The following is a 12,331-nucleotide window of genomic DNA, read 5'->3' on the forward strand; positions in this document are numbered from 1 at the left end:
TGTGTTTAAGCTAAGCGCTTAGCATGCTTCGTTTTTATCAATCCAATGCTATTGAGGATTTGGCGGCGTTTTATGCGCAATTTATCAAAACAGTACCATTGCGCGATCCTTTTATTACTGAAACCATCATTGTTCCTTCCTCTGCCATGGGGCATTACCTTAGTCAAGAGTTGGTAAAGCATAACGGCATTGCTGCTAATTTGGATATGATGTTACCCATGTCATGGGTGCAACAGCTGATCACTGAGGCGGCAAATGATAAAAAAATGGGTTATGCCTTCACACATGAGGCGCTAACATGGCGACTATTTGGATTACTGCCGAGCATTACACATATTCCTGCTTTTATAGCTTGGCAGGTTCAGAAACAAGCTAGTCCTGCCTCACGTTTTTATCTTGCTCAGCAGCTTGCTACCTTATTTGATCAATATTTGATATACCGCCTTGATTGGTTGCTTGCTTGGGAAAATAACCAAACGTTAGGTTTAGGGGATGATGAAAAATGGCAAGCGGTGCTTTGGCAAGCACTGACAAAGTCTGTTCCCAAACCACACCATATAGCACACTATGTCAACATGCTTGATCAAATCCATTGCAGTGTCTTGCCTGAGCGCATTACCCTGTTTGGCTTAATGCATTTAGCGCCTGCCTATTTAGATCTACTTAAACGACTGGCTGATTTTATTGAGATTTATGGTTTTGTCCTCAATCCCTGCTGTGAGTATTGGGCAAAAACTGAATCAACTCTTTTTTTATCAGACAGCACAACTACCCGGGAAGCAATAGGCGACCTGTTACTCAATCAGTTGGGGCATAAAGGTAGCATTTTTTTGCATGCACTGGCTTTGGACGATCAATGGCATTTAAAATCATTTTTTCGGCCGCCTGCTGCCAGCACTTTGCTCGGTAAACTCCAAAAAAGTATTTTGATGCCTAATGCGCTACTTGATGAGGAAGATGAGGAAATAGAGGATGTCCAGGCAGTAAGGAATGATGCGTCCATCGTTTTACATGTGGCTCACAGCCCGCTACGCGAATTGGAAATCCTCAAAGATCAACTGCTATGGCATTTTTCGCACGACCCAACTTTAACGCCAGCAGATATAGCAATACTTGCTCCTAATATTGACAACTATGCCCCTTTTATTAAGTCCGTATTTGGTGAACCAATAGACCAAGGTTATATCCCTTACCGCATTGTTTACCGAGCCAATCAATATACTGAATACCCGCTACTTGTGTCGTTGATGAAGCTGATCGAACTAGTAGATAGCCGCTTTGTTGTCAGTGAAGTATGTCAGCTTTTTGATTGCCAAGCGCTTTGTAGGCGCTTTGGGTTTTCACACGACGAAGTGAATAAAATAGTTTATTGGATACATCAAGCGGCTATTACTTGGGGGCGTAATGCTTCACACCGTAGGGACTGGGGATTTCAAGAAGAACCTGTATCTAGCTGGCGTTTTGGATTAGATCGCTTATTGTTGGGTACGCTTTTATCGCCCGATCAACTAACAGCTGATATAGCCAATGAGTTAGTGATACAACCGCTACAGGTTAGGTGGCAAGATTTGCCAAAAGTAGCAAAATTTGGTCATTTTTTTGATGCGCTAGATCAATTATCAACTACTTGGCAAAAACCGACTGATGCAACAGATTGGGTAGAACGTATAGACTATGCATTAGCGACTTTTTTTGATCCAGACGAACAAGAAGAGCGGGCGTTGGATGTTTTAAGACAAACTTTATTACTATTTCTTGAGAGCAATTCGCTTTGTTGTCACCAGTTTTTTGAATTGTCTGTTTTACGTGCTTGGCTCAAATATGCGATCTGTTTACCTGTACAGCATGATACGTTAAACGGGTCACTAACTTTTGGTACTATTCACGGTCTCAGTGCCATTCCCTTTAAAATCATTTGTGTAATTGGGTTGGATAGCAACAGTTTTCCAGCCCCATTACCACCCATATATGGTAATTTGATGCTGCGTCAAGGGCGGTCAACGGATTGCTCGGTGCGGGATGATGATGCCTATGCATGGCTTATGCTATTGTTATCGGCAAGAAAAACGCTTTATCTTTCTTGGGTAGGTCACGCACAAGATAGTGACGATGACTTGCCACCTACGGTGTGGATTAGCCAATTACAAACTGTGCTTCATGAGCTATCTAGCGCTCAAACGTTGCTTAGTACATCCGATTCGGTGAACAAGGTTCACGTATCTGATGCTGCTATAACTATTTTTAACCATCCTTTACAGCCTTTTTCGCGCAATTACTATAGGGGACAGGAGCGCGGCTTAGTGAGTTTTGAAGCAGCTTATGCGACTGGACTTGCTTTAGCGCACCGCACTGTACAGCCTTTTGCTGTTAGTTTGTCGCAAATGGCGCTAACCAATTCCTTAGTTACTTGGGATACTTTTTTGCGTTTTTGGCGTTTGCCAGCCCAATATTGGTTGCTCGAACAGCTGAAAGTCAAGCCTATTTTACATTGGTTGGTATCCACAGAGCAGGAACCACTGTCATTGCGTTATCGTGGGCAGCGCAACTTGTTAGCTTATTTATTTAAAAAACACCATGTACCTTGTGATGTTGATTTTGCCAATAGTGCTTTTGATGACACGAGTCTCCTTCCGCCTGGAGAACTTGGTAAAGCATATAAGCAGCACGCCTTACAAACTATTAACCGCTTGAACGTACAAGAAGATATCAGCGAAGTGGTGTTGCCAACTATACGGTTTGATATAGCATGTCAAGAGGGTAATTATTTAGTTGGCAACTTCAATGGCATACGACCAAGTGGCTATTTTTGTTTTATCGACCATACGCATCAGCCAGATCAAATAATCCATATTTGGCTTAGGCATTTGGTGTTAAATATCATAGCAGATGGTCGATTTATGCCTTGCACAAGACTTATCAGTACCGATGGGTATCATCATGAGCTATCGGTTATGGATAAAGCTACGGCTATGGATTATTTAAACCAATGGATGAAATGGTATCAATATGGTCAACATACTCCACTTCCTTTTTTTCGTCGAGCCAGTTGGCAGGCGGCACATTCTGAAGTTCAATCCAAAACAAAAGTACTATCAGAAGAAGTTATACGACAAGTATGGGAAGAAGACAGCTACGGCAGACCAGAATCGCAGAACGTAGCAATAAAAATAGCCTTCCGTGGCCAAGAAGCATTGTTTTCACCTATTTTTTGGGATCTAGCAAAGTTTTTGTTAGCGCCTTTTGCTAGACAATATATGGACAAAAAAACATGACGGCGCCTATTTTTTATCCATTCAAGGCACCTTTAAATGGCATCAATCTTATTGAGGCGTCAGCGGGTACTGGTAAAACTTCGAGTTTAGCAACGCTATTTGTGCGGTTTTTGCTTGGCGATGCAAAACAACCACCTTTAGCGATCCATCAAATCCTTGTTGTGACGTTTACAAAAGCTGCAACAGCTGAGCTATATACCCGTTTTCAAAAAAAAATAAAAACGACGCTATCTGCGTTGCAGCATGGTGCCAAAGATAAAGAAACTGAGGATTTGCTTGCGCCTTACAGGGAAGATGCGCATCAGATGCAGTTAGCTAAAAGACATTTGTTAGAAGCGTTGAATCAATTCGATCAAGCTGCTATTTATACCATCCATGGTTTTTGTCAGCGGATCTTGTCGCATTATGAGCCAGCTAATCATACTTATGAGCTATTGACGGATGATACGCTGCTTTTAAATAAGCTTGTTGCTGATTTTTGGCGTACGCATGTTTTGTATGATGCGCACTATGCACAGCTTGTCATTGAAGAAAAATTGAATGTTGAGAAGATGCTCAAGGTTGTTAGGCCGTATATTGGCAAGCCTTACTTAGAAAAACCGAATCTGCAGTCAGCAAGCGATGAAGCCGTCCTTGCTAGGCAGTCGTTATCTGCGGCATGGCACAAAGTATGGCAACATCTGGAGGCAGGAGAGCGTATTTTTTGGTTCTTACAACAGCAAAAATTAAACAAAAATCGTTATCGGGAAAAATCCTATCAAGCACTGTTTTTTTGGTTATCACAACCTGCAACGAAAGCCACTTTTTCTTCGGGTGATCAATTATTGGATAAAGCGCAGACAACGCAACCCATTAAAAAAGTATGGCTTGAGAAATTGCGACCTGCTGCATTAGCCGATTGTATTGAAGAAAATGAAGCGGTACACCATCCTTTTTTTGTGGCCATTGCACAACTGCTAGATGCCGATTTAGAGCTATCCCAGATCCGTGCTTGCTCAATAGATGTTCTAAGGCTTGCTTTGATTGATTGGATTGATGAAAAACTCACAACACAAATTGATCAGCCTCAACGCCGGATGGATAGTTTAGTCATTGATCTGATGCGATTACTACAACATCATCCATCATTGGGTAAAGAGATTGCTGATATATGGCATGTCGCATTGATTGATGAATTTCAAGATACCGATCCGGTGCAATATGCGATTTTTCAGCAATCTTTTATTCAACATGGCGAATCCGTGTTTTTAGTAGGGGATCCTAAGCAAGCTATTTATAGTTTTCGGGGTGCTGATATTTTTACTTATCTTGTTGCCAAGCAGCAAGCAGATCGCCACTATACTTTGACAAAGAACTACCGTTCTAGCCAAGCGGTTGTATCGGCTATTAATGCATTATTTGAGCGATCACAAGCATTTTTGTTAGATATTCCTTTTTTGCCTGCCCAGGCTTCTGAACCCATTGGTCAATTGGCAGATGGTTATTCAGCAATGGTTTGGCATTGGCTAACGAGCCAGACAGCAGAAGAGGAAACCAACAATATTTCTAGAAAGCAGATGATTACGCAGGCAGCAGCATGGACAGCAAGACGCATTGCAGAATTATTATCTTCCAAGCCACTCGTAGAAGAAAAATCCAGCGCTTATCCATTATGCGCTCGCGATATTGCTGTATTGGTTGCAACGCATGCGCAAGGTGCTGTCATCCGCGATGCACTAGCCAAATATAACATTGCCAGCTCCTCATTGACTAACCGCAATGTTTTTGACAGTGCAGAGGCAGATGACATGTTAGCGTTATTGCAGGTTTGGCGCCTACCTGGTGATCGCTTTGCTTTACATACGGCGCTGGCAACAGAAATTATTGGTTTAGATGCAGCAGCAATTTATACGTTAGAGGATACAGCACAAGAACGATACCGTTCTTTATTTTTTGAGGCTCATCAGCGTTGGTTAAATACAGGCCCAATGGCTGCATGGCGATTTTATATGCGAGCGGATCGGGTAGCTGAGCGCCTACTACCACTTGTTGATGGAGAGCGCCGATTGACAAATCTGATGCACTTGATGGAATTAGCGCAGCAGCATAGCATACAAACACAATCTAGTATGACAGCACTGGTTACATGGTTTATGCAATCCATGCACCGTAGTTCTTCTGTCCAAGACCAACAAGAACGCTTAGATAGCGATCAAGATTTGGTGCGCATCGTAACGATCCATGCTGCTAAAGGTATGCAGTACCCTGTTGTTTTTTGCCCATTTTTATGGCATGCCTATTTGGATCATAAAACAAATGATTTTTGGTTATATCATATTGATGATAAAGCATGTCTTGCGACTACAGCCACGGTGAATGATGACATTAAGCGTAGAGCACAAAATGAACGATTTGCAGAAGAAATTCGTAAGCTCTATGTTGCGCTCACGCGCGCTAAATTGCGCATTGAAGTCTGCTGGGGAGCTATGAAAGATATTGTGCATACACCGCTAGCTTGGCTACTTTGCGGTGATGCTTTGGATCCTATTGCTGTCGAAACTCAACTTAAAACGTTAACCCAAAAAGCCTTACATGATCAATGGGCAACTTGGGTTGGCCATCATGCCAATCATATGTCGATACGCTATGCTGATTACGTGATGCCCAATGCACCTTTATTAACCCAACCTAGCCAAGCGATCGTGATGCCTCCTACTAGTCCAGTTGTCTTACCAGCTTGGCAAATTGCCAGCTTTAGCAGGTTGGCGGATACATTTAGTTTGGGTATTCAGGCGACGCCAGATGACGAGGCGCCAGCGCTTACACAGATTGCTTCACCTCCTACTTTGATTCACGCTGATTTTCCAAAAGGCACGCGTGCTGGGCGATGTTTACATGATGTACTAGAGACAGTTGATTTTTCTGATACGGATGAGCAGCTTTATTTGGCAATTGATCGCGTTTTAATGCGCCATGCTTTTAGCCAAACCGTTTGGCGTGATGAGGTTTATCGTCTTGTATCAGGTGTTCTTGATGCACCGCTAAAGGAGACTTACTCACTTCGTGGCATTACCCGTAAAGCACGCCTAACAGAAATGGCATTTTTATTGCCCCTTAAACCATTAAAGGTCACTGCTTTACAGGCGATTCTTGCGAATCCCAGCTACCAATTGCATCCTGCTTTTCAAGAAGCGTCCTATCGGCTTGATTTTGAACAAATCAAGGGTTATATCAAAGGATTTATTGATTTAGTTGTATCGTTTGACCATGCTTTTTATGTGATTGATTATAAGTCACATTACCTTGGCGATCAAACAATACACTATGCACAACATCAATTGATTCATGTCATGGCTCAAAAGCATTATTATCTGCAATATCTCATTTATTTAGTGGCACTTAGAGCTTATCTGAAATCTCGTGGCTTACCAGTCAATATAGGTGGTATACGCTACCTTTTTGTACGGGGATTGGATAGGCTGGGTCATGGCATATGGTCCGATACACCCTCCGAAGCACTACTCCAAGCTTTAGAGCAGCTTTTTTATGGCGAGGCAACCGCAAGCGTACACTAAAACACGCGATTTTTTAAGGCAGGTAATTTTCGTCTGACGTCTTTCAAATAGTCTAAATCAATCGTTGCGCTGATGCAGCCTTGACCTGTTGCTTGTTTGGCTAGGATGCGACCCCACGGATCAATGATCATGGAGTAACCGTGTGTGACACGGCCGTTTTCATGGATGCCACCTTGGTCAGCAGCAATCAGGTAACATTGATTTTCAATCGCACGTGCTCGTAATAACACTTCCCAATGTGCTTTACCAGTGACGGCAATAAAAGCAGCTGGAATAACCAAAATATCAAAAGGTAGTAACTGCCGGAAAAGCTCCGGAAAACGAATGTCGTAGCAAATACCAAACGCAAGCCGTGCTAGTGGTGTTTGAAAGGTAACGCCCTTAACGCCTGGCTCAAAAGTATTGGCCTCGCAGTATGACTCAGCTTGTTTAGATAAACAAAACAGGTGGATTTTATCATACCGACAAGCAACAGAACCATCTGGCGCAAAGAGCAGGGTACTGTTACGAACAAGCTCTGTATGATGTGATTTAATAGGTAATGTACCGCCCACAAGCCAAATGCCATGATGTTGAGCGATACGGGATAGGGCTTGCTGAATATGACCATCTGCTATATTTTCACTATAAGGTGTTTGGCAATTAGTTAAATTCATTAATCCGAAGCATTCAGGCAACACAACTAACTGTGCTTGTTGGCGAACAGCCTTGTTAATTAAGTTGTCTGCAACCTGTAAATTTTCAGCAACATTGGATCCTGATACCATCTGTATGGCCGTGGCGACAAACTGTGTAGACGCAATACTCGGCATTACTTGTCTCCAGTGAGGTTGCGTCGATATTGTTGTAACGTTCGCCGCTTTTCTATGATGGGTTGATCAATTGATCCGCTAATATCATAATGTATGATGAATACTTTTCCGAGCGGATTTTTTAGGGCTTGTTGACCTAACAGACCAGCCATACCGAACCATGGATTAAGAGCTATCAAACTCGTTGCAATGGCAGTATTTTCTATAAGATGTGTCTCCAATTGCACGCTAAGTTGCAGCGTGTTGTGCTTAAAATCCATCACGCCATTGATTGTAATATCTGCAGCAGGACCTTTCATGACCAGTTTATCAGTGCTTAGTGCACCATTTTGAATCAAGATGTTACCGTAAATATAATCAAAAGCAAGTCCGTTTTCAAAAAAGCGACCAAAATCGAATTGCGCAAATCGCAGCAAAGATTGGAGGCTCAAGATACTAAACAATCGTGAGACGCCAGGGTCAATTTTGGCGAAATAGCCTTGTTGGATATTTAAGGTGATATAACCTGTTACATCATCGTTTTTGGGGAATTTAATTGTATTGGGCCAAGTAAGGTTACCTCGTACTGTGCCATGGCCGCTTCCTATGACGTTGACATAACCCAAGCCTGATAAATACTGCCCCACATCTTGAAGATGTAGCATAAATTGGCTGGTAGTTTGCTTATCCTCTGCATGGCTAGCGAATGTTGCAGTTAACGTACCGTGTGGATTGATAAGCTCAATCAGTTTGACGACCCAGCCATTGACTTGCTGTTTTGCTGATAAGTTAAGATGTCCAAGATTATTATGCTGATGATAGAGCGCATCGCAATGTAAGGATAGATTAACCAATTTACCTAGTGCTTGTTGTTGCGTAGAATGAATGGGCTGAGCGAAAAATTCGATATCTTTTGTATCCAATTGAGATACTTGAATCGCTAAAGCTGCTTGTTCTGGATCAAAATGCACCGTCCCGGTAGTTTTATCCAATGCAAATTGTCCGCTAATTTGTTGCTTAGTATCTCTTGCAAAATATAAGCTGACTTGATGGAACAATTTGTTAAAGAGGGTAAGTTGCTGTGTTTGCAAGGTGAAGTTAATCGGAAGCATAGCCAGTTTCATTGTATGGCTCCGGAAAAAGGGAGGCAATAGGCGAAGCCAAGGGTCAAGCGTTATATTAGGCACAGCAATTTGTATAGATAGCGAGGGATGGGTCTTGGTGTCATGGATGGATCCGATTTGTAAGGCATGAGCAGTCATTATGCCTTCCTTGATACCAAGTTTTCCAGTGATGGGAAGGTGGCCTAAAATCTGATAGGCTACTTGCCAGCTACTTTTTTTGGTAGATTGAGCAGTGATTTGTAGAGGCCATTTTTGTTTTGCTGTTTTATGTAAGGGGTAGGGTAGTACGAGCGAAGTGCCTTGTAATGGTGTTTGTATGGCAACGCTTCTTTCTAGGCCATTTTTGATGGTTATTGTGGCTCGATAGTTAGCCTGACCTTTGATGTAGTTGCTTAAAAAATGTACATAGCGCTTTGTGGCTTCTTTACTATTTGCCGTGCCCGTGATGGCGATTTGTTGTTGATGTTGATTAGATTTTGCGGTCAAAGTAGCTTGCCCACCTAATGCTGTAAAGGCAAGCTTTTTGGTATGTAGACCCTGTTCATTAACGCGTAAGCTGCCTTGTATATGCTTCATATTAGGGATAGATAAGCGCCCAAAGTATAGCGTGTTGTTCTGAAGGGCAACGTTTGCAGTAAACTTATTCTTTGCGCGGCTGCCACGTATGAGTGGAATCTGGAGTGTTAACTTAATGGAGGCGGAGCCTGTAGCCCGTAAATTTTTAACAAAGCTAGTAATATGGGGCGAATGTGGTATTTTTTCGATAAACCGCAAATAACGATCCAATGCACTAGTCATATTACCTGATGCATATAAAATAGGCTGATGTTTGATGTTTGGAATATTTACCGCAATATTGCGTAGTGGTATTTGGTCAATTAGAGCCGTTTTGGCCAAGATGGTAAGGCGTGCATTGTCCCACAGGAGTTGTCCGTTGATATGATGGATAATTGGCCAGTTTGGGTGATAGCGTAGACTAGCGTGATACACTTTTGCCTTAAGTTGAAATTGTCCACCTTGGCCTTTTGCAAAAGGGAAACGACGCCAGTCACCATTGAGTGAAAATTCTGCTTGCTCAGCTATGCCATTCAGTAAAGCTTGATCAAACCATTTCTTAAATTTTGAGTTTAGTTGTTGGGGAAGATATCGCTTAATACGGGCAACTTGTACTTGTTTGAGTATGCCGACCAGTTCAATATAACGGGTGTTATGCTGATATTGCCCTTGTATTTTTCCTGAAAAATCTGGGTTATTTATATTTATCCGATGAAGCTGGATAACCGTGTCTTGGTCATGCTGACGCCAAGTAACATATGCATGCAATGCTTTAGTTTTGAGTGGGACAGATAAAATACGTGGTATCGCAAATGTACTATGTTGACTATTAAGTATCAATTTGCCTTGTTGTTGATTGACATCAAGGTGACCGCTGACTTGTTTAATGGCTAACTGTTGAGCGTACCATGTTCCGCTACATTGCACAAAGTCAGTTTTAAGAAAAAATTCACGTGAAAAAGTGAGCCGATCATGCCAAGCTAATTGCAAATTTTTAAAATGCCCGTTTATTTGGATCGTGTTCAAGCGAGTGGGCCATGTTTTGCGAAATAAAGATTTGAGTGTATCTAATGAAGTGACGTGAGCATGCTGAACTGCAAATTTGATTTGGCGAATAAAGCCTTGTGAACTAATCGTTGCATCGCATTTTGCTTGTTGCAGGGCAAGTGTTTGATTAATACTTAGGTTAGAAAACTGGCTTTTGATTTGATAGGATCGGTTATCTTGATAAGCTAGTTGTATATGACCATTGGCTCGTATGACAGTATGAAGATTGGTCGCATATTTCTTTTGCAAGACGATGCGGGCATCTTGTAGGGCTGCACTTAATTTTATAGGTTGACCTTGCTTGAAATAAGCTGTTGCTTCGACCTTACCTTGAGCTTGCCAGGCTTGATGGGATGGATTAAGGTAACGGACTAAAAAATCAGTTTGTAGGTGTTTAGCGGAAAGCTTGATATATCCTGACCAATGCCTCCATTGCTTGACATCTTGTCCATGCCATGCTGCCGTAACGAGGAGACGCTTCCCGATATGTTGTGCTTGTGAAGTGGAAACTACCAATGTTTGAGCAAATAATGTTTTATCATAGGTCATTACAACTGATCGTAAATGCACGATGGGCAAATGCTTGAAGTCATCTTGCCATTGGACAACGGTGCTTGTTAGGAGAACGCTATCTTGACGAAGCAACCAATTGACTAACTGTGGTTTACGCGATGTTTTGAGTGGAAAATAATTCACTGACAATTGAGCTTGCTGGTCACGTACCACGTGGATTTTGGGTAAATGCATGTTAATCATTGAAAAGTGAGGTTCCCATACGAACACAGTTTTTAATGACGGCACGCAAGCAATTTGAGGGATGGCGAGGGTTTGTTGTCGATTGGATAGCGTAACATGATGGGCTGTAATGGTCGGCGAAATACCCTGCCAACTACCTGATAACTTTGCAATTTTAATTACGTAACCAGTTTGGTTGGTCAGAGTTTTTTCTAGAGCAGGCCGATAAAGGTCAATGCGTGGCAGTAACCATGCTATAAAAAGTAGCAATCCTAATAGGGCGCATAGTATTGTGCCTAATAATCCGATGAGCAGGCGTTTATAGGTGAGGTGGGGTGTTGCCATGCTTATTTATTGTTTGTTTTGTAGTCAATGAATCAAGGTACATTGTAGCACCAATTAATTGGTGCATATTTTTGGTACAGTGACTACAGGAAATTGACTTGCATCAATGCCATAGAGCTAACCTAACTTGAAGTGACAAACTATAAAACAAACCGGACACAGGAATGAGCGGTGAGTGCTTGATAGAGACTATCCAGCTGTAGGCGACTTGTAGCTTGAATGGTGATGCTAAGCCCTATATATTGACTAGCACGGCTCGGTCTCGTCTTGATATGGTGCGCTGTAGTATGGGGCGCATATTGTTGTATCACGTCAAGGAGTGTCTGGATGATATCGTCTTGATACCGAACAACTACCTTGATGACAAAGACACAGGGAAACTGTAGTAATTCATTAGCATGGGTTGCCATGATTGTACACGTTGAAACATGTTGCGAGATATGATGTCGTGCTTGAGTTTAACCTTCTTTTTTGTTTTTGCGTTGTAAAGCAAAAATGAGTGCTTCAACAATAAATGCGACGAGTAAAAAGAGCACAACCACCCAAATGCAACTTTGTGCTGTATCAATAAAACTGCGGTAGATTTCTACTATCCAATGCATCGGATTGGTATTAAAAGGAATTTGCCGTTGTGAAAAGGCAAAATCTTCCAACATATCCAGTTTTACGCCACCTTGTAAACCGACCAAAATAATGGCCCAGCTCAAGCATTTTCGCCAAGCAAGTAAAAGCGGTTGGCTAGCAAAACGGTCTAAAATGCGATTTAACCAAGGCACAAAGGTATAGCTGATAAATAAGGCTGTCAGTAAAGACACGCTGAACATGGTGATAAATAAAGCGTAAGGCATAGCGAATTTATGAGTGATGATTGGAGTGGGTATAAAACAATATCCTGAAGACACCATCAT

Annotated in this window: 6 protein-coding genes; 2 read left to right on the forward strand and 4 right to left on the reverse strand. The window is 42.1% G+C overall.

The features are described 5' to 3' along the window. Positions 1–23: 23 nt before the first annotated feature. The gene (recC, locus tag IPK86_01875; GenBank protein QQS16950.1) at positions 24–3,272 is read left to right on the forward strand and encodes an exodeoxyribonuclease V subunit gamma; all 3,249 of its coding nucleotides are present in this window, start codon (positions 24–26) and stop codon (positions 3,270–3,272) included. Next, positions 3,269–6,826 carry an exodeoxyribonuclease V subunit beta gene (gene recB / locus IPK86_01880; protein ID QQS16951.1) on the forward strand — a complete coding sequence of 1,186 codons (3,558 nt, stop codon included), beginning with the start codon at positions 3,269–3,271 and terminating at the stop codon, positions 6,824–6,826. Before recC ends, recB begins: the two co-directional genes overlap by 4 nt. On the opposite strand, the gene IPK86_01885 is transcribed toward recB, so the two are convergent. The 4 genes from IPK86_01885 to IPK86_01900 all read right to left on the reverse strand — a co-directional run bounded on the left by IPK86_01885 (position 6,823) and on the right by IPK86_01900 (position 12,331). Then, positions 6,823–7,638 carry a carbon-nitrogen hydrolase family protein gene (locus tag IPK86_01885; GenBank protein ID QQS16952.1) on the reverse strand — a complete coding sequence of 272 codons (816 nt, stop codon included), beginning with the start codon at positions 7,636–7,638 and terminating at the stop codon, positions 6,823–6,825. The genes recB and IPK86_01885 overlap by 4 nt on opposite strands. Beyond that, positions 7,638–11,423 (reverse strand): TIGR02099 family protein, encoded by a 3,786-nt coding sequence (locus IPK86_01890; protein QQS16953.1) that lies wholly within the window; start codon positions 11,421–11,423, stop codon positions 7,638–7,640. Before IPK86_01890 ends, IPK86_01885 begins: the two co-directional genes overlap by 1 nt. A gap of 140 nt (positions 11,424–11,563) precedes the next feature. After that, a complete protein-coding gene (locus IPK86_01895; protein QQS16954.1) occupies positions 11,564–11,833 on the reverse strand; it encodes a DUF493 family protein in 270 nt (89 codons plus the stop codon). 48 nt (positions 11,834–11,881) lie between these two features. Further along, entirely contained in the window at positions 11,882–12,331 is a 450-nt protein-coding gene (locus IPK86_01900) for a hypothetical protein (protein QQS16955.1), read from the reverse strand.

It is taken from the genome of Neisseriales bacterium (assembly GCA_016699915.1).
Taxonomy (GTDB): domain Bacteria; phylum Pseudomonadota; class Gammaproteobacteria; order Burkholderiales; family Q3-R57-64; genus Q3-R57-64.